The following is a 25,463-nucleotide window of genomic DNA, read 5'->3' as shown; positions in this document are numbered from 1 at the left end:
GTTGCCGATGAGAATCGGCGCAAGGGGCTATAGCTCAGGCGGTTAGAGCGCTTCACTGATAATGAAGAGGTCCCAGGTTCAAGTCCTGGTAGCCCCACACATCCCCAGCCCCGGGGCCTTAGCTCAGTTGGTAGAGCGCCTGCTTTGCAAGCAGGATGTCAGGAGTTCGAATCTCCTAGGCTCCACAGTCGGACAGAACCCCGGAATCCCCGTGATTCCGGGGTTTTCTGCATCCCCGCGCCGCGTGTGCGATGCCGGTCGATGCCGGCAGCTGTGAGCATCGCGCCGGAGACGAACGTGGCGATCGCGATGCCGGGCGCGAGGGCGGTGCCGAGGAGCATCAGACCCACGCCGACCCACAGGGCCGGTGGCCAGCGGCGCGATGTCACGGCGCCCACGGCTCCCACGAGCAGTGCGAGGGCGCACGTCGCGAGTCCGGGGAGCACGGTCGAGGCCCACAGGATTGCACCGGTCTCGCCGTCGGGCCGGGGACCGGTGTACGCAGTTGCGGCAGAGAACGTCCAGACGCCCACCCACGCCAGTGGGATTGCCGCGAGGACCAGGTACGCGGCCGAGCGGCCCGTCGACGGCCGGGCGATGGCGATGAGAAGCCCAGCGAGCAGGAGTAAGCCCGACACCCCGCCGAGCACGACGACCACCTCGAGGGATCCGCTGCCGTCCGGGCACACCCAGGCACCGTCCGGACCCCATTCACCGCCGACTCCCCACGAGCAGGTGAAGTGGAGCGTTCCGATCACGAGGCCGACGGAGCGCGGCGCGAACAGGAAGGCGAGGATTCCTCCGACCACGATCGCGACCGCTACTGCCGCCGTCTGCCCACGTTCGGCTCGCGCCGATGTGGTGTTCGGCCCGGCGGCGTCGATCGACGAGGTGGTCACGGTGGCGACGCTATCGGTTCGGGCGTGCCGAGAGGAAGGCACGCGTGCGCGGATCATGGCGGTTGCCTGCCTGCCGCGCTCGGATGCCGGCGCGGTCGGGGGTCGTCTGCGCTCGGTAGAGTCGCACGCATGGAGATGCGGGTGGCGGCCTACGCCGTCATCACGGACGCCGACGAGCGGGTGCTGCTGGCCCACTGGAACCAGAACGGCCGCTCCGGCTGGACGATGCCCGGTGGCGGGCTGGAGGAGGGCGAGGACCCGGAGCACGCCGTACGCCGCGAGGTGCGCGAGGAGACGGGCTACCGCGTCGCCGTGGGGGAACTGCTGGGCATCCATTCCCGTGTCATCCCCGCGAGCCACCGCGTGACCGAGGGTGAGGGCCCGTTGCACACCCTGCGCATCGTCTACTCCGCCCGCATCACCGGCGGACGGCTGCGCGACGAGGTCGACGGGTCCACCGACCGGGCGGAGTGGTTCCCCCTCCCCGGGGTGTGGCTGCTGCAGCGGGTGAAGCTCGTGGACATCGCCCTGAAGATGGCCAAGCTCGCCTGACTAGACGGGTGCGTCGGTCGAGATGTCGGCCACGGTGGCGCCGTAGGCGGCGATGAGGGCGTCGGCATCCACGAAGAGGCTGTACCCGTGCGCACCGGCGCCCATGGCGATGTGCTTGCCGACGATCCGCTCATCGGCGAACACCGGCCAGTCGGTCGTGCTGCCGATCGGCACGATCGTTCCGCGCTCGTAGCCGGTGGCGGCGAGGGCGTGCTCGGCGTCGGGGAGCTTCAGCCGATTGACACCGACGACGGCGCGCAGCTTCGGCCACGAGATGGCGCGGTCGCCGGGGATCAGGGCGAACAGGTAGGTGTCGTCGCTGCGCTTGACGACGAGGGTCTTCACGATGTCGGCGGGCGTCAGCCCCAGCAGCGTGGCGGCTTCGGGCAGGCTGCGCGCGGCGGGACGCTCCCGGAAAGACACCTCGAGCCCGCGTGCCTGTGCGGCATCGCGGGCTCGAGAAAGCGCGTCGGTGTGCGACGTCAAGCGTCGGGTGCGCTCAGCGGGTCGTCGGCCACCCACAGCTCGTCGTCGGCGCGCAGTGTCTGCCACGCGGCGTAGACGACGCCCAGGGCGGCGGCGGCACCGAGGATGATCGCGATGACGCTACCGGCGCCCATACGCTTCTTGGGTGCGGGCGCGGCGACGGCGATCTTCTTCGCGATCTTCTTCGCCGCGTCCTTGCTGTACTTGTCGGCCTTCTTGGAGTACTTCGCGACGTCGGGCGCGGCGAAGCCGCGACCTGCCGCCACGCGGGCGCGAGTGTCGTTCGCGGCATCCCACACCGACATCGCGGAACCCACGACCGCACCGGCGGCGGGAACCACCTTGTCGTTGATCACGTGGCGCGAGACGCTCGTGGCCTTGTCGACGTAGGGGGCGGCGTACTGACCGTAGGCCGTGTTGATCGTCGGCACGATGTGCTCGCGGTTGTACTGGCCGAGCTGACGCCCCGCCTCCTTGGCGACGGTCGCGGCTTCACCGACCAGGACCTGCTGGGTCTCCCACAGCGTGGTCGCCTGCTTCTGGAGCTTGCGGAGTTCCTTCTTGCGCTTGCGGCTGAGGCTCACGAGGGGCCCTCCCTTATCGCTCGGGGACGTTTCTCCTTATCTTGCCAGACCTGTCACCGGGCGGGAGGGGTTGCGCATAACTCTGCGAGAATGTAGAACATGGCACTCCCCACTGCGGTCGCGACCCTGCACACCAACCACGGCGACATCGTCGTCAACCTCTTCGGAGACCACGCACCGCGCACGGTGCAGAACTTCGTCGGCCTGGCCGACGGCACCGGCGCCTGGACGGACCCCGCCACCGGCAAGCCGGGCGAGGGACCCCTCTACACCGACGTCATCTTCCACCGCATCATCCCCGGGTTCATGATCCAGGGCGGCGACCCGCTCGGTCAGGGCGTGGGCGGCCCGGGTTACACGTTCGACGACGAGATCCACCCCGAGCTGACCTTCAGCAAGCCGTACCTGCTGGCCATGGCCAATGCGGGCCTGCGTCGCAACGCGATCACCGGTCAGGCCGAGGGCACGAACGGCTCGCAGTTCTTCATCACCACGGACCCGACCCCCTGGCTCAACGGCAAGCACACGATCTTCGGCGAGGTCGCAGACGACGCCTCGCGCGCCGTCGTCGACGCCATCGCGAAGGTGCCCACCGCTGCGGGCGACCGTCCCGTCGAGCCCGTGGTCATCTCCTCCATCGACATCGCGGCAGTCTGACCGCACGCCCGTGACGTCCGCGGACTTCCGCACCAATCCGGAGAACTTCTGTTACCGGCATCCCGACCGGCAGAGCTTCGTGCTATGCCAGCGGTGCTTGCGCACCATCTGCCCGGAATGCCAGACACAGATGCCGGTGGGGGTGATCTGCCCCGAATGCCTGCGTGAACAGCAGCAGCAGTCGGCGAAGGTCACGCGGATGCCGCGGCGTCGCGGGCCGGCGCGGGCGCGGGCCACCGATACGCGCCCGCTGGTGACGTACGCGCTCATGATCGTGACGTCGCTGACCTACCTCGTCACCCTCATCCCCGGGATCGGTGACACGGTCACGGCATACCTCGCCTTCAACAGTGCCTTCCTGTTCCCGGGCATCGGGTTCCAGCCCTGGCGGCTGCTGACGGTCACGCTCGTGCACGCGAGCCTGTGGCATCTCGTGCTGAACATGCTGGCGCTGTGGGCACTCGGCCGGAGTCTGGAGCCCTTGCTCGGCCGCGGGCGCTTCCTCGCGCTCTATCTGCTCAGCGCGCTCGGCGGTTCGGTGCTGGTCTCGCTCCTCGCCCCGGGGACCTGGGTCGTGGGCGCCTCGGGCGCCGTCTGGGGTCTGCTGGGAGCGATGTTCGTCATCGGTCGCCACCTCGGCGTCAACGTCACAGCGATCGCGATCCTGCTGGGACTCAACCTGGTGATCACGTTCCTGCCGGGGTCGGGCATCTCCTGGCAGGCCCACATCGGCGGCGGCCTCGTGGGCGCGCTCGTGGGTTTCATCTTCGCCCGCACCCGAGCGATCCGCGTGCAGCGCCGTCAGATGTGGCTGCTGATCGCGGTCGCGGCCGGGCTGCTCGCGCTGCTCATCGTGCCCGTTTTGGTCTACGGCTGAAAGTTATCCACAGATTCATCCCCAGCCTGGGGATGAATCACACCGGTGTAATTCACAGGTGCGGGAGCGGTTGTGGAGGGCGTGCTCAGCGCCAGCGCGTCGTCATCAGGAAGCCGATGAACGCGATGCCGAAGCCGATCACGAGGTTCCAGGCGTCGATGCCGGGGATCGGGAACTGCATGTTGCTCAAGTAGAAGACGAGCACCCAGACCAAGCCCAGCAGCATGAGCCCGAACATGATGGGCTTGAACCACACGGGATTGGGGGTCGCGTCGCCCTCGGTGCGCTCGGAGACGGAGTCGCCGCCCTTGTCGGAAGGTGCCATGCGGGCAAGTTTAGCGGCCAGCGCCGTCTCAACCCGCCTCGTTAGGATGCAGGCGTGCCCGATACCCCTCCCGCGCCGCCCGCGCGCCGCCAGAGCGACCGTCGCCGTCGCCCGGCGAGCGCGCTCGGAGTCGTCGGGGTGCTCGGCGAGATCCTGGTGACCCTCGGCGTCGTCGTGCTGCTGTACGTGGCGTACCAACTGTGGATCGGCGATGCGATCATCGGCAGCCAGCGCCAGGCGGAGGCGCAGGAGATCACCCAGCAGTGGGCGGCCGAGCAGCCCGCGCCGACCGCGACGCCGGGGCCGGATGCCACCGGCGAACCCGTCACCGCCGAGCCGGTCGTCACCCCCGAGGTGGGCGACGCCGAGATCTTCGCCACCCTGCACGTGCCCCGCTTCGGCGAGGACTGGGTGTTCCCCGTCGCCGAGGGCGTGAGCAAGACCCGGGTGCTCGACCCGATCGGCATCGGCCACTATCCTGGCACGGCCATGCCGGGCGCCATGGGCAACGTCGCCCTGGCGGCGCACCGCTACACCCACGGCGCCCCGTTCGAGAACCTGCCGTCCCTGCAGATCGGCGACGCCATCGTGATCGAAACCGTCGACGGCTGGTACACATATCGGTTCCGCAACATGGAGTACGTGCGTCCCGACGAGGTCGCCGTGCTCGAGCCCGTGCCGCAGAAGGTGGGGGCGGCCCCCGACGGGCGCTACCTCACCCTGACGACCTGCAGCCCGATGTGGTCCACCGCGGAGCGCATCGCCGCCTACGCGGTGTTCGAGTCGTTCACCCCGCGCGCGGCGGGCGAGCCCGCCTCCCTCACCCTGGCAGGAGAAGCCTGATGTACGCAGCCCTCTGGCGGGTGCTCCCCGGCCCGTGGTGGATCCGGGTGCTGATCCTGCTCGTGCTCGCCGCGGCGGTGCTCTACGGGCTGTTCTTCTTCGTCTTCCCCTGGGTGTCCACGATCCTCACCCCCGAGGATGTCACCGTCGGATGACGCGTCGCCGTGTGCTGGTCGTCGACAACCACGACAGCTTCGTCCACACCCTCGTGGGGTACCTGGGGGAGCTGGGAGCGGCGGCATCCCTCGTCGAGGCCGACGAGATCGACGACCCGGTCGCCGCGATCGCCGGATTCGACGGCGTGCTCATCTCACCCGGTCCCGGCACTCCTGCCCGGGCCGGGGCCTCGCTCGACGTCGTGCGGGCGGCGGCGAACGCGCGGATGCCGCTCCTGGGAGTGTGTCTCGGACACCAGGCCATCGCCGAGGCGTTCGGGGCGACCGTGACCCATGCCCCCGAGCTCATGCACGGGATGACCAGCGCCGTCCATCACGACCATGGCGCGCTGTACGCCGGCCTTCCCGATCCGTTCACCGCCGCCAGGTACCACTCGCTCGCAGTCGTCGCGGTGACCCTGCCGCCCGAGATCGTCATCACCTCACGCACGGCGAGCGGTGTCGTGATGGGCATCGCCCACCGCACGCTGCCGCTGGCGGGCGTGCAGTTCCACCCCGAGAGCGTGCTCACCGAAGGCGGCTACCGGCTGCTGGGCAACTGGCTCGTCGGTGTCGGCGTGCCTGACGCTGCGGCGGTCGGGGCGCGCCTGCACCCCCATCGCGGCGCCGGGGGCTACTCGCCCGTGCAGTAGAACAGCGTGATGGTGGAGTGGATGGGGACATCGCCCGGGGTGAGCGACTGCGACTGCACCGTGGGACCGCCGGGCGTGGCCGGGCACGACGGGTCTTCGCTGGTGAGCACCGTCAGCTGCATGGCGTCGGACTCCAGCTCCCGGGTCGCGGCATCCAGGGTGTAGCCCGACACGTCGTCGAGGGTCACCTGACCGGTGGCGACGTCGAGGTTCACCGCGGTGCCGACGGGGATCTCGGCCCCCTCGGTCTGAGCGGAACCCAGCACGGTGCCCTTGGCTGCCGCCGGATCGTTGCGTTCGGTCACGGCGCCGAGCCGCAACCCCGCGGCGGTCAGCGCCTGCTCCGCCGCGCCGAGGTCGAGCCCCACGAGGGTCGGCACGACCGCGGTCTCGACGCCGGTCGAGACGTAGACGTTGACCTTCTCGCCGATCGCCACCGACGTCCCGGCGGCCGGCACCGTGCGGATGACGTTGCCGGCGGCGACGGTCTCGCTCGGCTCCTCGATGCGGTCGGGATCGAGGTCCTCGTCCAGCAGCAGCTGCTCGGCACGGTCATAGGCCATGTCCACGGCGTCGGGCACGATGCGGGCGTTGCTGGGAACCCCCGAGCCCGGCTGGATCGTCACGACCCAGAACAGCACCGAGACCAGCAGCACCGCCAGCACGGCCACGCCCGCCCAGATCCACGCGACCGGCGGACCGGACTGCGTGCGGGTCATGGTGGTGTCGGTGCTGAGCTGACGCAGCGACCGGGCGGTGTCCTGCGCCTGGCGGGGGTCGGGCCCGTAGAGCTGGTTGGTGAGGGCACCGACCTGACGCTTGGAGGGCGTCTTGCCGTCGACGGTGGCGTCGAGCGCCTCACGGAATGCCGCGGCATCCTGGAAGCGCTGGAACGGGTCCTTCGCGAGGGCACGCAGCACGACGGCATCCAGCGCACGCGGCACGTCGGGGTTGACCTCGCTCGGCGGCAGCGGCGTTTCGCTGACGTGCTGGTAGGCCACGGCGACGGGCGTCTCGCCGCGGAAAGGCTGGCGACCGGTGAGCAGCTCGTAGAGCACGACACCGGTGGAGTACACGTCGGCGCGCGCGTCGACGGGCTCGCCCTTGGCCTGCTCGGGCGAGAAGTAGGCCGCGGTGCCGAGGATCGCGGTGGTGTCGGCGACGGTCGAAGAGGAGTCGGAGACGGCGCGGGCGATGCCGAAGTCCATCACCTTGATCTGACCGGCGTCGGTGATCATGACGTTGCCCGGCTTGATGTCCCGGTGCACGACACCGGCGCGGTGCGAGTACTCGAGCGCCTCGAGGATGCCGTCGACGTACCGCACCGCGGTCGCGACCGGCAGCGGCCCGTCGGCGACCAGGTCCTTCAGCAGGGAGCCCTGCACGAGTTCCATGACGATGTACGGCACGGGGTGCACCGAACCGTCGGGATCGGTCTCGGAGTCCTCGCCCGCGTCGTAGACGCGCACGATGGTGGGGTGCGACATGCGGGATGCCGCCTGCGCCTCGAGCCGGAAGCGCGTGCGGAAGGCGCTGTCCTCGGCGAGATCGCGCTTGAGCACCTTGATGGCCACCGGTCGGCCGAGCGTCAGGTCGTATCCCTGATACACCCGAGCCATGCCGCCGCGCCCGATGGTGTCATCGATGCGATAGCGGCCCGAAAGCACGCGCGGCACAGCCGTCACGGAAACCCCCCTGAGTAGAAAACCAGCCTAGTCGACCGCGCCCGGCCGAACCTGGCGGCCGGGGTCAGCCCCCGGAGCCGGTCTCGGACTCGTCGTCGGGGTTCGCGCCCCCGGTCGGTGCCGGAGTGGGGGTGGCGACGGCCTGGATCTGCGCCGACGCCTCGCCCGAGGGCCCCGTCACCCGCTGGCCGGCGCTGCCGCCGGTGCACGTGACGGTGTAGGTGACGATGACCGGCTGGCCGGCGGCGCCGGTGACCTGCAGCTGACCGCTGCGCTCCCCGCCGCCGAACGACGCCGTCGACTGACCCGTGGAGGGGAAGACGGCGTTGGTGGCCGACAGCGTGTACGCGCTGGGGCTGCCCTGGCCCGACGGGCACGAGTAGCCCGGCCACGTGACCTGAACGGTGCTGCCGGCGTCGACGGTGCTCGGCAGTGTCGGGGTACCGGGGGCGGGCAGGGCGACCTGCTCGCCGTAGAACGTCAGGGTGAGGGTCGTGCCCTCATCGACGTTGCCGCGCGGGTTCACCCGGTACACGAGGTTCACGCTGTCACCGTTGGGAGCGGGGTCGCCGGCGACGCAGTTGGCCACCAGTCCCGCTTCCTGCACGATCACGGCCGCGTCGTCGCACGTCAGGTCGATGAGGCCGAGCGAGTCGACGTCGACCGTCTCCGGCTCCTCCGCAGTCGGGCTGGGTGCCGGCCGCGAGGTGCTGGGGCTGGGGCTGGAGGGCGCAGGGTCGGGCTCCTGGTTGGAGAGCATCGCCCACACGGTGCCACCGAGCACCAGCAGCAGCAGGACGATGAGGGCGATGAGCGGCCACGTCCAGGGGCTGCGCTTGCGCTTGGGCTTGTCACCCTCGCCCGTCCCGTCGCCTTCCCCGCCGTCGGCGTCGAGCGCGGTCGTGGCGGGGAGGATGCGGGTGGCATCCTGGGTCGCCAGTCCCGGCGTGAGCAGCTGGGTCACCTCATCCAGCCCGGCGGCGCCCGCGATGGCGGGCACCGCGGCCGCGGCGGCGGTGAGATCCCCGCGACGCAGAGCGGTGGCGGCCCGCGCGACGGCCGACGCGGTGGCCGGGCGGTCCTCGGGCTTCTTGGCGATCATCGCCATGACGAGGTTCTGCACCGGCGCCGCCACGGTGGGCGGCAGCGGTGGCGGCTGCTCGTTGATCTGCGCCATCGCGATGGCCACCTGCGACTCGCCCGTGAACGGGCGCTTGCCGGCGAGGCACTCGTAGGCGACGATGCCGAGCGAATAGATGTCGGTCGCCGGCGACGCCGCGTGACCCGACGCCTGCTCGGGCGAGAGGTACTGCACGGTGCCCATGACCTGACCGGTGGCCGTCAGCGGCACCTGGTCGGCGATGCGGGCGATGCCGAAGTCGGTGATCTTCACCCGCCCGTCGGGGGTGATGAGCAGGTTGCCGGGCTTGATGTCGCGGTGCACGAGGCCCGCGGCGTGCGCGGCCTGCAGTGCGAGAGAGGTCTGCGCCACGATGTCGAGGGTCTTGTCGGACGACAGCGAGCCCTCACGCTCGAGGACGGTCGACAGGGCCTCGCCGGGCACGAGTTCCATGACGAGGAACGCGCTGCCGTTCTCCTCGCCATAGTCGAAGACGCTCGCGATGCCCTCGTGGTTCACGAGGGCCGCGTGCCGGGCTTCGGCGCGGAAGCGCTCGAGGAAGCCGGGGTCGCCCATGTACTCGTCTTTGAGGATCTTGATGGCGACGGTCCGCCCGATGACGTGGTCCGTCGCCTCCCAGACCTCGCCCATGCCGCCGATCGCGATCCGCGAGTCCAGCTCGTATCGGCCGCCGAAGGTCACTCCCTGCGTCGGTCTCATCTACTCAGCACCGCCTCCATGACCTTTGCCGCGATCGGAGCCGCGATCCTGTTGCTGCTGCCTGACTGGCCCAGCCCGCCCCCGTTTTCCACCACAACGGCGACAGCGACCCGAGGGTCGTCCGCCGGAGCGAATCCGGTGAACCACAGCGTGTAGGGATCTTCCACCCCGTTCTCCGCGGTGCCGGTCTTCCCGGCGACGTCTACGCCGTCTATTGTTGCACCGCTCGCGACCCCGGACTGGACATTGGCGACCATCATCGACGTCATCGACGCGGCGATCTCCGCCGTGACGGCTCGACCGAACTCCGTGTCGTCGAATCGCTGCTGTTCGGTGAGGTCCGCGGCGATGACCGAATCGACCATCCTGGGGTTCATCACGATCCCTTCGTTGGCGATGCCGGCGGAGACCATGGCCATCTGCAGGGGCGTGGCCCGCACATCGCCCTGACCGAATCCCGACAGCGCGGTCTGGGCGTCGTCCAGCGCGCGCGGGTACACCGAGGCGGTGGACACCAGCGGCATCGTGAACGACGTGTCGAAGCCGTACTTCTCCGCTTCCTCGCGGATGACGTCGTCGCCTAGCTGCACGGCGAGTTCGGCGAACGGGATGTTGCAGCTCAGGCGCAGGGCGTCGGCGATGGTGACGTTCTCGCCCTCGCCGCACGTGCCGCCGCCGGCATTGCGCACGATGCTCGACGACTGCGGCAGGGTGTAGGTCGCCGGGTTCGGGAGGGTCGACTCGGCCGTCCACTCGCCGGTCGCGAGCGCCGCGGAGGCCACGACGAGCTTGAACGTCGAGCCGGGCGGGTTGAGCCTGCCGGCGATCGCGCGGTTGTCGAGCGGATCGAGCGGGTCATCCTCGAGCGCCGTGTACGCCGCCTGGGCGGCTTCGCCGTTGTGGGAGGCCAGCGGGTTCGTGTCGTAGCTCGGGCTGGAGACCATCGCGAGGATGCGGCCGGTGGCGGGCTCGATCGCCACGACCGCGCCCTGCAGGTCGCCCAGCGCGTCGTAGGCGGCGCGCTGCACCGCGGCATCCAGCGAGAGCACGACGTTCGCGCCCCTCGGCTGCTGGCCGCTGACGATCTGCTCGATGCGCGAGAGGAACTGCGAGTCGGCGGTGCCGCTGAGCTCCTGGTTCATGGCGCGTTCGATCCCCGTCGCCGTACCCAGCACCGGGTTGATCCAGCCGGTGACCGGCGCCCACATGTCGGGGTCGGTGTACACACGCTGCCAGCTGTACACGTCGTCGCTCGGGACGGAGGCGGCGATCGCGCTGCCGCTGGCGATGATGGCACCGCGCTGCACCTCGAAGGTGTCGTAGAGGGCGCGACGGTTGAGCGGGTTCTCGCTCAGCGCGTCGGCCTGCACCACCTGGATGACGCTCGTCGAGGCGAACAGCGCCAAGAACATCGCCAGCACCAGGATGCTGAGTCTGCGCAGTTCCTTGGTCATCCGATCACCACCCGTGGTCGGCTGCGCACGGCATCCGAGATGCGCAGCAGCAGGGCGACGATGATCCAGTTGGCGATGAGAGAGGAACCACCAGCCGCGAGGAAGGGCGTCGTCAGGCCGGTCAGCGGGATGATGCGGGTGACGCCGCCGACCATGATGAACACCTGCAGCGCGAGCGTGAACGACAGGCCGGTCGCCAGCAGCTTGCCGAAGTCGTCCTGGCCCGCCAGTCCGATGCGGAAGCCGCGGCTGGTGAACACCATGTACAGGCACAGGATGGCGAAGACGCCGATGAGCCCGAGTTCCTCACCGAGGCTCGGGAAGATGTAGTCGCTCTGCGACAGCGGGGTCATCCACGGCCGGCCCTGGCCGAGGCCCGTGCCGACGAGGCCGCCCTGCGCCAGACCGAAAATGCCGTTGGCCAGCTGGTAGGTGCCGGCGCTCTCCTCGTAGAGGTCGGGGTCCAGGGGGTTCAGCCAGTTCTGGAACCGGCCGCCGACGTAAGGCAGCACCCGCGAGGCGAGGAACGCGCCGCCGGCGGCGAGGACGACGCCGATGAGCACCCAGCTGGTCTTGCCGGTCGCGACGTACAGCATCGCGACGAACATGCCGAAGATGAGCAGGCCGGTGCCGAGGTCGCGCTGGAGCACGATGATGCCCAGCGACGCGAGCCAGATCACCAGCAGCGGGCCGAGTTCGCGGGCGCGCGGCCAGGTGACGCCGAGGAAGCGGGTGCCGACGGAGGTCAGCGACTCGCGCGTGCGCACGAGGTAGCCGGCGAAGAAGATCGCGAGGGCGATCTTGGCCAGCTCGCCCGGCTGGAACGAGAAGATGCCGAGGTCGACCCACACGTCGGCGTTGGCGTCGGCGCCGAGGCCCGGCACGATCGGCAGCAGCATCAGCAGGATGCCGGCGAGGCCGAAGAGATAGGTGTAGCGGAACAGCACCCGGTAGTTGCGCAGCGCGACGACCACGGCGATGGCACCCACGAGGGCGATCGCCGCCCAGGCGAGCTGCCGCGTGGAGGTGGCCTCCCAGCCGTGGCTGTCGTAGTAGAGGTCGATGCGGTAGATCATCGCGATGCCGAGCCCGGTGAGCACGGTGGCGATGGGGACCACGAACGGGTCGGCGTCACGGGCCACCAGGCGCAGCACGATGTGCAGCGCCAACACCAGCGCGGTCAGTCCGCCGCAGTAGATGAGGAACGTCGAGTCGATCGCGCCGTTGGCGCCCAGCTGCACGAGGGCGACGGCGGCGGCGTTGATGACGAAGGCGAACAGCAGCAGCCAGAGTTCCCGGTTGCGCTGCGTCTGCGGTATCCGCAGCTTCTTCAGCGCCCGGATGACTGTGGTGTCGGCCTGGGATTGCGTGGTGGCGGTCATGGGCTGTCCTCCGCCGTGTCACGGAGTTGGTTGACGATGCGCTCGGCGTCGTCGAGGGAGTCCGCGGTGATGGTCTGCTCGACGCTCTCGCGCACGAACCCCGGGAGGTCCTCGAGATCGATCCCGGTGTCGGCCCAGCGGGTCGACAGCGTGATGGGACCGATGTTCTGCTGGATGCCGCGGTACACCACCACGGTGTCCTCGTCTGCCCCCACGAAGTAGCGGGTCTGCGTCCACGAGTACGCGGCGAACAGCCCGATGCCGATGGCGGCGAGCACGACGACGAGGGAGACGACCCACCACAGCCGCCGGCTCTTCGCGCGGCGCCGATCCTCTTCGATGAGCTCTTCGAGGAACTCGGGGGCGGGCTCGAAGTGCGTCGGCTCGTTGGCGGCCTGCCGGCCGGCGTGCAGCCACCCTGCGCGGGTGGGCCGCGCCGTCGGCACCTCGACGCCGGTCGGGGTCGAGGCGGAGCCCACGATCGTCGGCGTGCCGGTGAACACCGGGTGCTGGCCGCCCACGTCGACGAGCACGATCGTGACGTTGTCGGGGGCGCCGCCGTCGAGCGCCTGGCGCAGCAGGATGTCGGCCGTGCGGCCCGGCGGGAGCCCTTGGCTGAGCGCCTTGGCGGTGTGCGGGTCGTCGACGACCCCCGAGAGACCGTCGGAGCACAGCAGCCACCGGTCGCCGGGCTGGGTCGGCATGATGAACGTGTCGAGTTCGGGGTCGGCGTCGGTGTCGCCGAGCACGCGCATGAGCACCGAGCGGCGCGGGTGGTACCTGGCCTCTTCGGGGGTGATGCGACCCGAGTCGACGAGCCGCTGCACGAAGGTGTGGTCGGTCGTGATCTGGGTGAGCGTGTCGTCGCGGTACAGGTAGACACGGGAATCGCCGATGTGGGCGAGCACGGCGTAGTCGTCGACCATGACCAGCGCGCTCACGGTGGTGCCGAGCCCCGCGAGCTCGGGTTTGGCCTTGACCGTCTCGATCAGGCGCGATGCGGTGTCGGCGATGGCGTCGCGCAGTGCCCGCTCGGCATCCGACGGGGTCTCATAGGCGTGGTCGAGGGCCGCCAGGCGGTTGATGGCGATGCTGGATGCCACGTCGCCGCCGGCGTGCCCGCCCATGCCGTCGGCGACGGCGAACAGGTTCGATCCCGCGTAACCGGAGTCCTGGTTGTTGGAGCGCACCTTGCCGGTGTGCGAGATCGCCACGCTCGAGCCCTGGAAGACCATGTGCCGACGTTCCGCTACTTCCGCAGCTCGAAGGTCGTCGCGCCGACCTTGATGGGGGCGCCGACCTTGATCGGAACGGGGGCGGCCACGCGCTTGCCGTCGTGCCAGGTGCCGTTGGTGGAGTCGAGGTCCTGGATCATCCACTGGTCGCCCCACAGCACCAGGCGGGCGTGGTGGCTGGAGGTGTAGTCGTCGCGGATCACCAGACCCGACTCACTGGAGCGGCCGATCGTGAGGGGTTCGTTGCCCAGCGGCAGTTCGAGACCCGCCTTCGGTCCGCTGGTGATGACGATGCGCGAGACGGTGCCGGTCGTGGCCGGGCCGCCGGCGACCGGTGAGGCGGCCGCTGCGGCGGGGCGCTTGGTGACGGGGGCGGTCAGATCGCTCGGACCGGCGGTGGGCACGGCTGCGGCGGCGGGTTCGGGGAGCTTGCGCACCTTCACGCCGAACAGGTCGGCGCGCAGCGAATAGATGACGGCGAAGACGAAGAACCACAGCAGCACGAGGAACCCGATGCGCAGCAGCAGGAGGGTCAGCTCACTCACCGGCACCCCCTCGCACGTCGAACGCGCGGGTGGCGTCGGAGGCCGCCCGCGACGGACGCGGCGGCTGGGCCTGCGGGACGACGCGGAAGACGATGTCGGTGCGGCCGATCGTGACGGTCGAATCCGGCGGCAGCGGCGCTTCGGTCACGCGCCGACCGTCGAGCTTGGTGCCGTTGGTCGAACCGAGGTCGCGCACCATGGCACGCTCGCCGTCCCAGAGGATCTCCACGTGGCGGCGGCTGGTGCCGGCATCCGGGATCGTGATGTCGGCATCGCTGCCGCGGCCGATCACGGTGCGCCCCTTGCCGAGCACGTGCCGGGCGCCGTTGATGTCGATGACGCCGCGCCAGGCGACGGCACCCTGCGCGCTCTGCGAATCGACGCGGAGGGTGCCGGTGGTGAGGTCGTCGTCGCGCTGGATGCCGATGGTCACCGGGCCGGCGAAGCTGTAGCCCTGCGCGCGGGCGTGCGCGGTGACGAGGGTGTGCAGCTCCTCACCGAGCGTGGAGCCGAGCGCGCGCATGCGCTCCTCGTCACTGGGAGCCAGGCGCACGGTGAAGCTGTTGGGCGCGAGAATGCGGTCGCGGCTGACCACCGCGGCTCTGGCGTCGAGCTCGGCGCGCAGCGCCGATGCGATCTCGACGGGCTGGACGCCGCTGCGGAAGGTCTTCGCGAACGCGCCGTTGACGGCGCGTTCAAGCCCCTTCTCGAAGCTGTCTAGTAGTCCCACACGTCTCCTCAGGCAGGCAGACCGGTCGCTACATGCTAGTTGGAAGGACTGGGAGATCGCGGCCTCACCGCAGGAATCCGCAGGAAATCAAGGGATCTGCGATGCCGGCGACGGTGTTTCGAGGGTGTCGCGGCGTCTTCCGGCCACGATCCGGGTCGGTGGCGGGCGCGGCATCCCGGGTCGGAAACGTGATATTGTCGGGAAGTTGAGTCCGCGCATGTCGTGGCTCGCGCGAGTGGCGGAATAGGTAGACGCGCTGGCTTCAGGTGCCAGTGCCCGCAAGGGCGTGGGGGTTCAAGTCCCCCCTCGCGCACAGCAAGACGAAGGGCCCCCGATCCGGGGGCCCTTCGTCGTTCCCCGCACCGTCCTCCGGCCCTGCCCATCGGCCCGTGAGACTACATCTGGCGGCCGAGACAACGGTCGTTTCCCGATGTCTCGGCCGCCAGTTGTGGCCTCAGCGAGCGGATGCCGCGCGGAGCGCTCCCGCGGCGGGGCGGCGGGGCGGCGGGGCGGCGGGGCGTGTGCACTAGGGTGAGGTGGCACTACGGGGGAAGGGTGCAACGTGGCCGACGGGTGGGGGCGGCGGAGCGGGCCGGGCGCGACTGGATGCGGCGCGGGTTGAGTATCGCGAACGCCGCGGCGCGGGGCGGCGCGGTGACACTGGGCGGCCAGCTGCTGCGGTTCGGCGTGCAGGCGGTGGGCATCGTGGTGCTCGCGCGTCTGATCGAACCGGCCGACTTCGGAGTCTTCGCCATGGTGGTGGCGGTGGTCGGCATCGCGACGGTGATCGGCGACTTCGGCCTGTCGATGGCAGCCGTGCAGTCCCGCACGATCACGCATCAGCAGCGGAGCAACCTCTTCTGGACCAACACACTGCTCGGCGCCGTGCTGTGCGTCGTCGGCGTGCTCGGCGCACCGGCGCTGGCGGCGTTCTACGGCCGACAGGAGGTGGTCCCGATCATGCAGCTGCTGGCGGTGACCTTCTTCCTCGCCGCGGTGACGGCGCAGTTCCGCGCCGAGCTGTCCGTGCAGATGCGCTTCACGTGGCTCGCGGTCACCGACGTCGTGGCATCCGTCGTCGCACTGGGGACGGCGGTCGCCACCGCCGTGCAGGGCTGGGGATACTGGGCGCTCGTCGGTCAACAGATCGCTCTCGTCGTGGTCCCCCTCCTGCTCCTCCCGCTCGGTGCCCGCTGGGTGCCGGCCCTGCCCAGGCGCGACGCGGGCATGGGGGCGCTGTACCGCTACGGGGCGAACACCCTCGGAGTGCAGCTGTTCACCTACGCCACCTCCAACGTCGACAGCATCCTCATCGGTCGCGTGTGGGGTGCCCCCGCATTGGGTGTCTACGATCGGGCCTATCAGCTGTTCCGCCTCCCGATGACGCAGATCGCGGCACCGATGACCCGCGTCGCCGTGCCGGTGCTCTCGCGGATGCAGGCCGATGCGAGGTTCACCGCCTACGTGCACCGGGCGCAGCTGATCCTGGCCTACTGCTTCGGCGGCGTCTTCTTCCTGCTCGCGGCCGTCGCCGACCCGCTCATCGAACTGGTGCTCGGCCCGGGGTGGGGGGCGGTCGCCCCGATCTTCGCCATACTGGCGATCGGGGGTGTCTTCCAAGGAATCGGTTTCGTCTACTACTGGGTCTTCCTCTCCCTCGCTCTCACCGGGCTGCAGCTGCGATGGACCCTCATCGGACGATCCGCCATGGTGGCGATGATGATCGTCGGGGTCGCCTTCGGTCCGGTGGGTGTGGCGCTCGGGTCGACGCTCGGACAACTGCTCATGTGGGGGCTGATCACGATCTTCCCGCTTCGCCGTACCGGCATCGCCGCCGGCCCGTTGCTGCGCATCGCCGGTCGCCCGTTGCTGCTGTTCGCGCCGGTGAGTGCGCTGTGCTTCTGGCTGTCGATGACTGTCCTGGACGGATGGAACGCGATGGCGCAGCTCGCGCTGCTCGGCGGGCTGATCGTCGTCTACCTGTCGGTCTGCCTCGCGCTGTGGCCGGGTCTTCGCCGGGATGCGCGGCAGCTGGGCGCCTCGCTCCAGCGCGTCCGCGCCGGATGAGCGGCCCGACAGGCCAGGTCATCTCCGCTCAGCGACTCGCCGTCTCGCGGCGCACGCGGCGGTAGACCTCCGCGTAGGCGGTGGCGATGCGCTCCCACGATCTGTCGCCGAGGTCGGGCTCACCATGCACCGCGGCCGTCGCCGCCAGCGCCGTCGCGACATCGTGGGCCTGGAGGTCCCCGTCGAAGAGGTGCACCCAGCCGGCCCCGACGGCCGCCGCCAGCTGCGCGGTCGCATCGGTGCGTGGCACGAGCACGGGACGGTTCAGGGACAGGGCGACGAGCAGGATGCCGGAATTGTGCAGCTCGCGGTAAGGCAGCACGATCAGCTGAGCCGCGGTGATCTCGGCCACGAGCGTCGCATCATCGACGAAGGCGAGCGTGGCCGACACGCGGTGCCCCGGCGGCAGGGCGTCGAGCTGTGCTGTCAGTGGTCGTCGGGTGTCGGGCGCCGGCTCACCGACGACGCGCAACTCCCACCCGTGCTCCGCTGCGAGCCTGACCAACCGGGGCACGTTCTTGTAGGCCTCGATCCGGCCGATCGTCAGAAGTCTTCCGTCCACGCGAGACGCGGCGGTCAGGCGACCGAACTGCCTGCGGTAGTCCCCGTGCGGGATGACCACTTGGGGGATGCCGGGGACGCTCGGGGTGTCCTGGTTCAGGGCGACGCGGACGCGGGCGGCGTCGGTGATCCGGTTCATCAGACGCCGTTGCCGCGCCGAGAGCGCGGAGTGCGGCTCGAGGTTGTGCACGGTGTGCACGATCGGCATCCCGCGTCTTCGCCACCGCAGCAGGAGCAGCCTGGTCAGCATCCGCTTGACCAGGCCGGCGCCGGCGGAGCGCGAGCGCACGAAGAACTCCGGCCAGTGGATGTGCACCACGTCGTAGGGCCCGACGAGCGCCTCACGCCAGGAGAAGTACACGAACTCCACGTCGCCGGGAGCGTCGCGCGTCACCTGGTCGATGAACTTGATCGTGGGACCCGGCGGCCCGACGGATTGCAGCACCCGCATGTCAGGGGGCCGTTCGCTGCGTGGCTGCTTCGGACTCGTCCAGACCGATGCCGTATCGACGCCGGAGCCGCTGGTCCACCGACGCGCGCCACAGGGTGGCCGGCCAGAGCAGGAAGAAGGGCTCCCGACAGTAGAACAGCACGGTGGATGCCAACTCGTGCGCGACGGCCTTCAGCTGCCACCGCGCGGGAGCTCGCGACCAGCCGTGCACCCACTCGATCCCGCCGGCGACGCCGACCGGAAGGCCGCCGCGCAGCGCCCGGAGTCCCAGTGCGACGTCCTCGTTGTAGAGGAAGTAGGACTCGTCCCAGGCGCCGATCCCCTCGAAGTCCTCCCTGCGTGCTGCGACCGCCGCACCGGTGATCCAGACCACCGCGGCGTGTTCGTGTTCGCGTTCGACCGCGCGCAGGTACCGGGCGTCGGTATCGCGCCGACCGAGGCGGTTGCCGATCTTCCAGGCCAGGAACGGCCAGCCCCGCCCGTTGTGCTGATACCCGCCGTTGGGGTGGGTCAGCCTGGGCGAGAGGAGCCCGCCGTGCAGCAGGAGAAGTCGCGCCAGCTCGCTCAGATCTTCCGTCTGGACACGAAGGTCGGGGTTGGCGAAGAGGATCAGATCGCCACGGGCCATCTCGAGACCGATGTTGTTGGCAGCGGCGAATCCGATGTTCCGTCCGGTGCGGAACACCCGGGCGCCCCGTTCCGCCGCCACCGCGACGGTGTCGTCGGCCGACCCGTTGTCGACCACGATCCACTCCACGGTGTCGTCGAGGCGCACGTTCGACCAGTACGTGCGCAGGTCCTCTGCGCTGTTGTACGTGACAGTGACCAGAGACCACATCATGATGCCCGGATCCCGTGCTCCGGCCAGCGCGAGCGTCCGAGCGCGCGGAAGACCGAGCGTGCCACGTGCGGTGAGCACTTCGCGGCGGCGCAGGTGATCAGTGTGCGTCCGTCGCCCGGGCGCACACCCAGGAGATCCGCCCATTCCAGTCGCGCGACGAGCTCAGGAGATGTGTCCTCGTCGATCCGGGTGAACCGCCAACTCTCCCGCAGGGCGCGGGCGATGATCAGGCAGCGGAACTGCACGGCGGCTCGCTTCAGCGCGGGCGAGGGTTCCATGTGCGTCAGCGACTCCGTGGCGATCGCGAGGAGGCGCACGAAGTTGTCGGGTTGGGCCACGCCGCCGTTGCTGATGGAACCGTCCCGCTGGACATAGGTGTACAGCGTGTCGGGGATCACGGTGACCCGCTTCATGCGAGGGAGCAGACGCAGCAGCGCACCGTGGTCGGATTTGGATCTCATGAGGGGGAATGGGCTCGTCCCGAGCACATCGCGGCGGAACAGCTTGTTCCACATCGCGCCGGTCCCTCGCAAGAGGAGCCGTGCTGCTCGGTCGTCGACGAGGGTGACCGCGCGCCGGTAGCGGACGACCGGCTCGCAGCGGCTGAGATCGGGGCCGTATCGGTACTCCGCCGAGCACACGGCGACGTCGGCGTCGGCCGCCTGGATCGCGGTCACCATCCGTTCCAGGAACCGGTGGGACCAGAGGTCGTCCACGTCGGCGAACCAGACGTAGTCGCCGGTGGCGACGTCGTTGCCTCGGTTGCGCGCCGCAGCCACGCCCAGGTTCCGGCCGTTGCTCACGACGCGCACCCGCGGGTCGTGTCGTGCCGCCGCGCGGATCGCGGCCAAGGTCCCGTCGGTCGATCCGTCGTCCACCACGATGACCTCGAAATCGCCGCAGGTCTGTGCGCTCAGCCTCGCCAGCGCGGTCATCACATGGGCCTCGGCGTTGTACGCGGCCATGACCACACTCACCAGCGGCCGGGCGCTCATCCGGACCCCTGTCCGATGAGGGTGGGCACGACGGGACGCGCCGAGAAGGTCAGCGGCAGGATGGCCAGCAGCGTCACGAAGGGAAGCACCTCGACGGATTGGTAGATCACCGTCTGGGCGACGCACGCGGCGGCGCCGGCGCGCACCCAGACGTCTGCGGTGGGCGCGGCGCGCACCACCGCCAGGAGCAGCCAGTAGGTCGCGACGGCACCGACGATGCCCAGGTTGAGCAGTTGTTGGAGCAGGCTGGATTCCACCACCCCGAACGAGACCCCACCGAAGTTGCGGGTGATGTTCGTCACGAGGCCGGTGTGGCTGCCCAGCAGCAGCGGACTCCGGCTCCACGTCTCGAAGCCGGCGGCCCACTGCGCGACGCGGCCGGCGTTTCCGGACGACTCGAGGTCCAGTGCGCTGAGAGCGCGATCGAGCACCGGTGACCCCTGCAGGAACAACAGCACCGCCGCCACGACCAGACCGACCACCAGCAGCGTCGCCAGACGCGTGGACACGGTGCGACTGAACAGCAGCGCGAAGACGAGGGTGAGCGCGAGGATCATCATCCCCGACCGGGAATAGCTCAACAGGACGCCGGCGACGGCGACGCCGGCGCACACGAGCGGGACGGGCCGGCGGTGGCGCATCCACGCCCCGACGAGCAGGATCGCCAACACGCTGAGGACGAGCGGGTAGTGGAGGTAGCTGCCCGTGAGCCCTGCCGGCCGCACCTGCAGGGCGACGGATGCCTGGTCCGAACCGGCGGCGAATGTCCACCCCAGGTACTGCTGCCCCGAGGCGACGGCGACCTGGACGAGCACGACGGCGCTCGCTGCGGGGGTGACCACGCGGAGATTGTCCGAGACCCGGTCGCGATGCGTTCCCCAGCACAGCATCAGACCCAGCACAGCGAAGGTCGCGACGTAGAGCGCGGGGGCGATGAGAGAGTCCAGATGCCACGTGTTCAGGGTGATGATCGCCGATGCGACGCCCCCGATGACGAGGATGTACAGCGCGACGTATCCGCCCCACCGGACGGCCCCACCGGGCAGCGCTGCTCCCCGACGGTGCAGGATCCATACGAGCGCCAGGGCGCAGATCAGCTGGACGGCGTACGCCACCTGCTTGCCCGTGACGACCTCGATCACCCCGCGCGACGTCACCGCCAGCAGCAGCACGAACACCGCCGGCGTCGTCTGCCAACGCGTCCCGGCCGCGCTGTCCGCAGCGGCGTCACGACGTGCGATGGCGGTGACGGTCATGCGACGGTCTTCCCCGCCGCCTCGGCCCAGCAGCGCAGGGCGGCGCCGGCCGCACCCACGGCACGGCGGTCATCGTCGGCGTGCGCGTAGACCGACTCGAGGTAGGGCCCGACGGCATCCGGTGCGTCCGCTGTCACGCCGTCCTCGAGGCAGAGGCCGGCCGGTCGCATGGTGCGGGCGATCTTCACATCGGGATGCCCGATCACGATCGCCGGCGCGGCCCCGTCGACCGCACCGACGATGAGTGCGTGGATGCGGTTGCCCAGCACCAGAGCCGACCGCTGGTAGATGCCTCGCACTTCCCGCTCCAGCGTCGTGAGGTCGTCGGCCTCGGTCCCGGCATGGGCGACACCGAGGCGCTGCGCGAGCAGAGCGGTTCCGGCGCGGTCGCGCAGAGTCTGGCTCACCGCGATGGGCTCGAGCCCTCGCTCGCGCGACCACTCGATCACCGCGTGCAACACGGCATCCGAGGGGAGTGGTCTGTCCGTCCGGTAGGCCAGGGCGAGGTTGCGGCGCTCGTGCTCGGCGCCCTCCGGCGACAGGGCGAAGGCCCAGTCAGGGCACACGTCGCCGCGCCCGTACAGGTTCCGGGATGTCTCGTCCCGCCAGGCGTTGACCCGCGCGAGGCGCACCGCGAGCTCGTGGCCGAGGCTCGCCGGCCGCGCACGGTCGCGAGCCCCCACGCCCAGTCGGAACCCGGGGTTCCCGACCAGACGACCCAGCATCAGCAGCCAGGCCGATGCGCCCCCCAGCGCGAACTCTGTGAGGCTGGACGAGATCTCACCCGGATTGGCGAGGAAACGCGAGCGGCCTCGGCGCAGCATCCCCACGGATGCAGCCGCCAGCCAGCGCGGGAGAGAGCGGTATGTGCGTGCATCCCGGGGGAGCTCGAGGGCGGCGACGTAGTCGTCCGGCGCAGCGCCGAGGTAGACGTGCCATCGACGATCGGCACCGAGTGCATGCGCGAAGGCTCGTCGCAGCAGTGCGTCCCCCAGGTTGTCGTACTGCCCGGAGAGGTAGGTGAACGTCGCGGGGGGAGCGATCCCGGGCCGCGACGACGCGTCAGGCGACGCCGCAGCGATCACCGACGACACGATTTCCCCAGATCATGACTTCCCCCATAGAAGTGCCCGATGACCGACCGCACAGTCGTCGTGAGGTCGGTATGGCCCTTCCAGGCCGTCGGGTGCTGCACACCATAGCAGGAAGCCTTTCGCCCGCAAGCGGTGCGGGGAAGCGCTCGCCGAGGCGTGACCGACGGAAGGTTGTGTATTTCCTGAAAGCTGGATACAGTCCGAGCAACTCGCTCCGGCGAGAGCAGGAAACCGCTGCATCGTGGGGATGTGGTGGTCCGAAGAACCCGACGCCCGTTCGCATCCTTGGGGGGATGGGGTGTCGCTCGTGCCCGTGGGGAGACACGACATGCGTCAGTCAGTGATCAATGCAGATCGCAACGGTGAGACGGCGAAACCGTCTCGATGGTCGCGCCGACTGCGGGGCGGTGCCGTCGCTGCGGCACTCGCGCTCGTGTGCTCGGGGCTGGTCGTCCCACCGGCCGCGGCGCACGAATACGAGCTGCCGACGTCGCCGTCGCTGTGGCCGTCCGCGTACTCCCCGTTGCCGACGGCGGAGCTGGTCGGCGACAACAGCCGGGCGCTGACCTTCGACGGCACCGACCCGGGTCTGCACGATGCTGACGGGCAGGACACCGGATTCACGATGGTGCAGCCCTCGAGCGCCGACCAGTCCGCGGCGATCGACCCGACGGCTCAGTACCAGGGGTATTACCTCCCGCAGTTCCTGAACGTCGCTGATGGCAAGCTCACCCTGAACCCCACCAAGGGCATCGCCTTCCTGATTCCTCCCGCGAATGCGGCCGGCAACGACCGCTGGAAGAACACGCAGGACAACACCCTCGGTGTGCCCATCGACCCGGCCGGCACCAAGATGGTCTTCACCACAACGCTGTCGATGCCGTCCAACGCCGCCGACTCGGCGCAAGGCGGCATCTGGTTCGGCCCGAACGACGACAACTACCTGAAGCTCGTCGTCGCGGCCACCAGCGCCACGGTGCGCCAGGTGCAGCTTTCCCGCGAGGTCGGTGGCGTCACGAACACCGCTGCCGGCACGATCGACCAGGTCAGCGTGAACAACCTGACCATCCCGGCGACCACGCCGGTGACGCTCGCGCTCACCGTCGACGCGCTGACCAACACGGCGTCGGCCACCTACAGGCTCGGCACCGGAGCGAGCGTCAACGTGGGCTCGGTGCCGCTCCCGGCGAACTTCACCAACGGCGACCTCGTGCCCGCCGTCTTCGACACCCCCGACGCGCAGACGAACGGTTTCGCGGGCCTCTTCGCCACGCGGCGCAACATGGCGAACGAGACGGTCGCCGTCCCCTTCGTCTTCGACGACTTCACCGTCACCGAGCTCGACAGCGTCGCTCCGGCCGCCCCGGCCGACCTGTCCGTGTCGAGCTCGCCGCAGGCCAACCAGTTGCAGTGGAACCCGCCCGCAGACGCCGACATCGCCGGCTATCGGGTCTATCGATCGGCAACGGCTCCGGTGGCGACAACGGCGGAGAACCTCCTGACGCCCGGCCTGATCGCCGAGACCACCTACGCCGACGGTGCCGTCTTCGTGGGGCAGTCGTGGAACTACGCCGTGCACGCGGTGGATGCCTCCGGCAACGTCTCGCCCGCGGCCGCCGTCGCCGCCGTCGTTCCCGCTCCCACCGGTGACCTGGTCGGAAAGTACGACTTCACGACCGCGGCCGGGCCGGTCTCCGCCGGCTACACACGGGACAGCGGCGCGGCTTACAGCGGCGCTGCGGGCTTCGGATGGGTCACCGCCGATGGTGACGGACCCTTCGACTTCTCCCTCAATTCCCGGGTGCGCACCGACCTCAACGGGATCACCGACACCCGCCTGACCACTCTCGTCCACATGCAGTACGGCACGTCCTCCACGCCCAACCCGACCACGGGTGTCGTGTCCGAGCAGGGCGTGTGGGAGCTGGCGGTTCCCAACGGGCGCTACAACGTGGTCGTCGCCGCCGGCGACACCAGCAACGGCAACTTCGACAGCTCCCACACCCTCATGGTCGAGGGCGCGACGGCTGTCGATCACTTCTCCGGTGCCGCTCCGCTGTACTTCGACCAGGGCGTCGTCGAGGTCGAAGTCCTGGACGGCAGGCTCACCGTCGCGCCGGGCGTGGATGCAGCCACCAAGAACACGAAGATCTCGTTCGTCGAGGTCTACGCGCTGCCCACGCCGCCGCTGGACGCGGTCGACGGCCTCGCCGCGACGCACGACGACGAGTCCGACACCGTCCAGCTGAACTGGGCGCCGGTGGACGGCGCCGAGGGGTACAACGTCTACCGCAGCACCACGAGCCCCGTCGACACCACGAGCCCGCTCAACTCCGCGCCGCTGACGACCACGTCCTTCACGGACGACGACGTCGCGCCGGACGCGACGTACCACTACACGGTCGTCGCGATCTCGGCCGACGCGCCGAGCTCGGCACCGGCGGCGGAAGTCAGCGTGACCATTCCGGCGGCGCCCGTCGTCATCGTCCCGCCCGCCGCACCCGGCGGCGTGACGGCGACGGCCGACGCCGACAGCATCGTCGTCGATTGGGATGCCGTCGCCGACGCGACCGGGTACCGGGTCTACCGTTCCACGACGACCACGATCTCCACAGCCGGCGAGCCGCTGGCACAGCCGCAGTCGACGTCGTTCGACGACGCGACCGCGGTCATCGGGACGACCTACTACTACGTCGTGGTCGCGGTGAAGCAGGAGGGCGAGGCGGCCGCCGTCTCGGCCGCCTCGGCTGTGGTCTCGGCCTCGGTCGCGCAGACCCCGCCGCCCGGAGCGTGCGAGCTGTCGGAGTGGTCGGTGGATTACTTCGCGGGTTCGAAGCTGGCCGGTGCGCCGGTGGCGGAGTTGTGTGTGGGGGAGATCGACCAGTCGTTCGCGGCGGGTGTCGCCCCGACGGCGGGGGTGTCCTCGACGTACTACTCGGCACGGTTCTCGAAGACGATCGACGAGGGCGCGGGCACGTATGTGTTCGACGTGGTCCATGACGATGGTGTGCGGGTGTTCGTCGATGGTGAGCAGATCATCGGTGCCTGGTTCAACCACAGTGGTCAGACGCCCAAGACGGCGTCGGTGAACTTGGCTGCCGGTCCTCACGAGATCGTGGTGGAGTACTACCAGGCGACGGGTGACGCGAAGCTGATCGTGTCGTACGAGCGCACCGGGGCTCCCTCGTGTGAGGCGTCCGGGTGGTCGGTGGATTACTTCGCGGGTTCGAAGCTGGCCGGTGCGCCGGTGGCGGAGTTGTGTGTGGGGGAGATCGACCAGTCGTTCGCGGCGGGTG

24 protein-coding genes and 3 tRNA genes are annotated in these 25,463 nt (G+C 69.8%); 11 read left to right on the top strand and 16 right to left on the bottom strand.

The window, feature by feature from the left end; all coding sequences use genetic code 11:
• Positions 1-23 precede the first annotated feature (23 nt).
• Together ACFVR6_RS00440 and ACFVR6_RS00435 are read left to right on the top strand one after the other, a co-directional pair.
• A tRNA-Ile gene (locus ACFVR6_RS00440) sits at positions 24-97 on the top strand.
• Positions 98-112: 15 nt separating this feature from the next.
• Positions 113-185 (top strand) — tRNA-Ala (locus tag ACFVR6_RS00435).
• On the opposite strand, the gene ACFVR6_RS00430 is transcribed toward ACFVR6_RS00435, so the two are convergent.
• Positions 159-899 (bottom strand): hypothetical protein, encoded by a 741-nt coding sequence (locus ACFVR6_RS00430; protein ID WP_386957763.1) that lies wholly within the window; start codon positions 897-899, stop codon positions 159-161. The two genes, ACFVR6_RS00435 and ACFVR6_RS00430, sit on opposite strands and share 27 nt — an antisense overlap.
• A gap of 129 nt (positions 900-1,028) precedes the next feature.
• On the opposite strand from ACFVR6_RS00430, the gene ACFVR6_RS00425 reads away from it, so the two are divergent.
• Positions 1,029-1,451: an NUDIX hydrolase gene (locus ACFVR6_RS00425; RefSeq protein ID WP_386957762.1), complete on the top strand. Its 423-nt coding sequence runs from the start codon at positions 1,029-1,031 to the stop codon at positions 1,449-1,451.
• Here ACFVR6_RS00425 and ACFVR6_RS00420 read toward each other — a convergent pair whose 3' ends face one another.
• Together ACFVR6_RS00420 and ACFVR6_RS00415 are read right to left on the bottom strand one after the other, a co-directional pair.
• A complete protein-coding gene (locus ACFVR6_RS00420; RefSeq protein WP_386958795.1) occupies positions 1,452-1,874 on the bottom strand; it encodes an aminoacyl-tRNA deacylase in 423 nt (140 codons plus the stop codon).
• Between the two features lie 59 nt (positions 1,875-1,933).
• Positions 1,934-2,521: a DNA helicase gene (locus ACFVR6_RS00415; RefSeq protein ID WP_386957760.1), complete on the bottom strand. Its 588-nt coding sequence runs from the start codon at positions 2,519-2,521 to the stop codon at positions 1,934-1,936.
• 99 nt (positions 2,522-2,620) lie between these two features.
• On the opposite strand from ACFVR6_RS00415, the gene ACFVR6_RS00410 reads away from it, so the two are divergent.
• The gene (locus ACFVR6_RS00410; RefSeq protein ID WP_386957758.1) at positions 2,621-3,178 is read left to right on the top strand and encodes a peptidylprolyl isomerase; all 558 of its coding nucleotides are present in this window, start codon (positions 2,621-2,623) and stop codon (positions 3,176-3,178) included.
• Positions 3,179-3,188: 10 nt separating this feature from the next.
• Positions 3,189-4,055 carry a rhomboid family intramembrane serine protease gene (locus tag ACFVR6_RS00405; RefSeq protein ID WP_386957756.1) on the top strand — a complete coding sequence of 289 codons (867 nt, stop codon included), beginning with the start codon at positions 3,189-3,191 and terminating at the stop codon, positions 4,053-4,055.
• 85 nt (positions 4,056-4,140) lie between these two features.
• Here ACFVR6_RS00405 and ACFVR6_RS00400 read toward each other — a convergent pair whose 3' ends face one another.
• Entirely contained in the window at positions 4,141-4,380 is a 240-nt protein-coding gene (locus tag ACFVR6_RS00400; RefSeq protein ID WP_386957754.1) for a cell division protein CrgA, read from the bottom strand.
• A gap of 54 nt (positions 4,381-4,434) precedes the next feature.
• On the opposite strand from ACFVR6_RS00400, the gene ACFVR6_RS00395 reads away from it, so the two are divergent.
• The 3 genes from ACFVR6_RS00395 to ACFVR6_RS00385 are packed head-to-tail and all read left to right on the top strand — an operon-like array spanning position 4,435 to position 6,031.
• Complete coding sequence (locus tag ACFVR6_RS00395; RefSeq protein WP_386957752.1) at positions 4,435-5,223, top strand: class E sortase; 789 nt, start codon at positions 4,435-4,437, stop codon at positions 5,221-5,223.
• Positions 5,223-5,378: a hypothetical protein gene (locus tag ACFVR6_RS00390; protein ID WP_386957751.1), complete on the top strand. Its 156-nt coding sequence runs from the start codon at positions 5,223-5,225 to the stop codon at positions 5,376-5,378. The genes ACFVR6_RS00395 and ACFVR6_RS00390 overlap by 1 nt, the downstream gene beginning before the upstream one ends.
• On the top strand, positions 5,375-6,031 hold the full coding sequence (locus ACFVR6_RS00385) for an anthranilate synthase component II (RefSeq protein WP_386957749.1): 657 nt from the start codon (positions 5,375-5,377) through the stop codon (positions 6,029-6,031). The genes ACFVR6_RS00390 and ACFVR6_RS00385 overlap by 4 nt, the downstream gene beginning before the upstream one ends.
• Here ACFVR6_RS00385 and pknB read toward each other — a convergent pair.
• The 7 genes from pknB to ACFVR6_RS00350 form a co-directional block, all read right to left on the bottom strand.
• Positions 6,013-7,716: a Stk1 family PASTA domain-containing Ser/Thr kinase gene (gene pknB, locus ACFVR6_RS00380; protein WP_386957747.1), complete on the bottom strand. Its 1,704-nt coding sequence runs from the start codon at positions 7,714-7,716 to the stop codon at positions 6,013-6,015. The two genes, ACFVR6_RS00385 and pknB, sit on opposite strands and share 19 nt — an antisense overlap.
• A 64-nt stretch (positions 7,717-7,780) precedes the next feature.
• Positions 7,781-9,556 (bottom strand): serine/threonine-protein kinase, encoded by a 1,776-nt coding sequence (locus tag ACFVR6_RS00375; RefSeq protein WP_386957745.1) that lies wholly within the window; start codon positions 9,554-9,556, stop codon positions 7,781-7,783.
• Complete coding sequence (locus ACFVR6_RS00370) at positions 9,553-11,010, bottom strand: peptidoglycan D,D-transpeptidase FtsI family protein (RefSeq protein WP_386957743.1); 1,458 nt, start codon at positions 11,008-11,010, stop codon at positions 9,553-9,555. The genes ACFVR6_RS00375 and ACFVR6_RS00370 overlap by 4 nt, the downstream gene beginning before the upstream one ends.
• Positions 11,007-12,392: an FtsW/RodA/SpoVE family cell cycle protein gene (locus tag ACFVR6_RS00365; RefSeq protein WP_386957741.1), complete on the bottom strand. Its 1,386-nt coding sequence runs from the start codon at positions 12,390-12,392 to the stop codon at positions 11,007-11,009. The genes ACFVR6_RS00370 and ACFVR6_RS00365 overlap by 4 nt, the downstream gene beginning before the upstream one ends.
• Positions 12,389-13,627: a PP2C family protein-serine/threonine phosphatase gene (locus tag ACFVR6_RS00360; RefSeq protein ID WP_386957739.1), complete on the bottom strand. Its 1,239-nt coding sequence runs from the start codon at positions 13,625-13,627 to the stop codon at positions 12,389-12,391. The genes ACFVR6_RS00365 and ACFVR6_RS00360 overlap by 4 nt, the downstream gene beginning before the upstream one ends.
• 14 nt (positions 13,628-13,641) lie before the next feature.
• The gene (locus ACFVR6_RS00355; protein WP_386957737.1) at positions 13,642-14,172 is read right to left on the bottom strand and encodes an FHA domain-containing protein FhaB/FipA; all 531 of its coding nucleotides are present in this window, start codon (positions 14,170-14,172) and stop codon (positions 13,642-13,644) included.
• On the bottom strand, positions 14,165-14,902 hold the full coding sequence (locus tag ACFVR6_RS00350; RefSeq protein WP_386957735.1) for an FhaA domain-containing protein: 738 nt from the start codon (positions 14,900-14,902) through the stop codon (positions 14,165-14,167). The genes ACFVR6_RS00355 and ACFVR6_RS00350 overlap by 8 nt, the downstream gene beginning before the upstream one ends.
• Before the next feature lie 229 nt (positions 14,903-15,131).
• Between ACFVR6_RS00350 and ACFVR6_RS00345 the strand changes: the two genes are divergently transcribed.
• Positions 15,132-15,215, top strand: a tRNA-Leu gene (locus ACFVR6_RS00345).
• Positions 15,216-15,520: 305 nt separating this feature from the next.
• Positions 15,521-16,969 carry a lipopolysaccharide biosynthesis protein gene (locus tag ACFVR6_RS00340; RefSeq protein WP_386957733.1) on the top strand — a complete coding sequence of 483 codons (1,449 nt, stop codon included), beginning with the start codon at positions 15,521-15,523 and terminating at the stop codon, positions 16,967-16,969.
• A gap of 28 nt (positions 16,970-16,997) precedes the next feature.
• On the opposite strand, the gene ACFVR6_RS00335 is transcribed toward ACFVR6_RS00340, so the two are convergent.
• The 5 genes from ACFVR6_RS00335 to ACFVR6_RS00315 are packed head-to-tail and all read right to left on the bottom strand — an operon-like array spanning position 16,998 to position 22,167.
• Entirely contained in the window at positions 16,998-17,981 is a 984-nt protein-coding gene (locus tag ACFVR6_RS00335) for a glycosyl transferase (protein ID WP_386957731.1), read from the bottom strand.
• A 1-nt stretch (position 17,982) separates the two neighbouring features.
• A complete protein-coding gene (locus ACFVR6_RS00330; protein ID WP_386957729.1) occupies positions 17,983-18,822 on the bottom strand; it encodes a glycosyltransferase in 840 nt (279 codons plus the stop codon).
• On the bottom strand, positions 18,819-19,817 hold the full coding sequence (locus ACFVR6_RS00325) for a glycosyltransferase family 2 protein (protein ID WP_386957727.1): 999 nt from the start codon (positions 19,815-19,817) through the stop codon (positions 18,819-18,821). The genes ACFVR6_RS00330 and ACFVR6_RS00325 overlap by 4 nt, the downstream gene beginning before the upstream one ends.
• Positions 19,814-21,073, bottom strand: coding sequence for an O-antigen ligase family protein (locus tag ACFVR6_RS00320; RefSeq protein ID WP_386957725.1), 1,260 nt, complete (start codon positions 21,071-21,073; stop codon positions 19,814-19,816). The genes ACFVR6_RS00325 and ACFVR6_RS00320 overlap by 4 nt, the downstream gene beginning before the upstream one ends.
• Positions 21,070-22,167, bottom strand: coding sequence for a hypothetical protein (locus ACFVR6_RS00315; RefSeq protein ID WP_386957723.1), 1,098 nt, complete (start codon positions 22,165-22,167; stop codon positions 21,070-21,072). Before ACFVR6_RS00315 ends, ACFVR6_RS00320 begins: the two co-directional genes overlap by 4 nt.
• A 340-nt stretch (positions 22,168-22,507) precedes the next feature.
• Between ACFVR6_RS00315 and ACFVR6_RS00310 the strand changes: the two genes are divergently transcribed.
• A partial coding sequence (locus ACFVR6_RS00310) for a PA14 domain-containing protein (protein WP_386957722.1) occupies positions 22,508-25,463 on the top strand: 2,956 nt, incomplete at its 3' end.

Origin of the sequence: Microbacterium sp. NPDC058021 (genome assembly GCF_042885955.1) — a bacterium.
GTDB lineage: Bacteria > Actinomycetota > Actinomycetes > Actinomycetales > Microbacteriaceae > Microbacterium.
The sequence above is the reverse complement of the archived record's forward strand: the minus strand, read 5'-3'. Positions and strand labels throughout refer to the sequence as shown.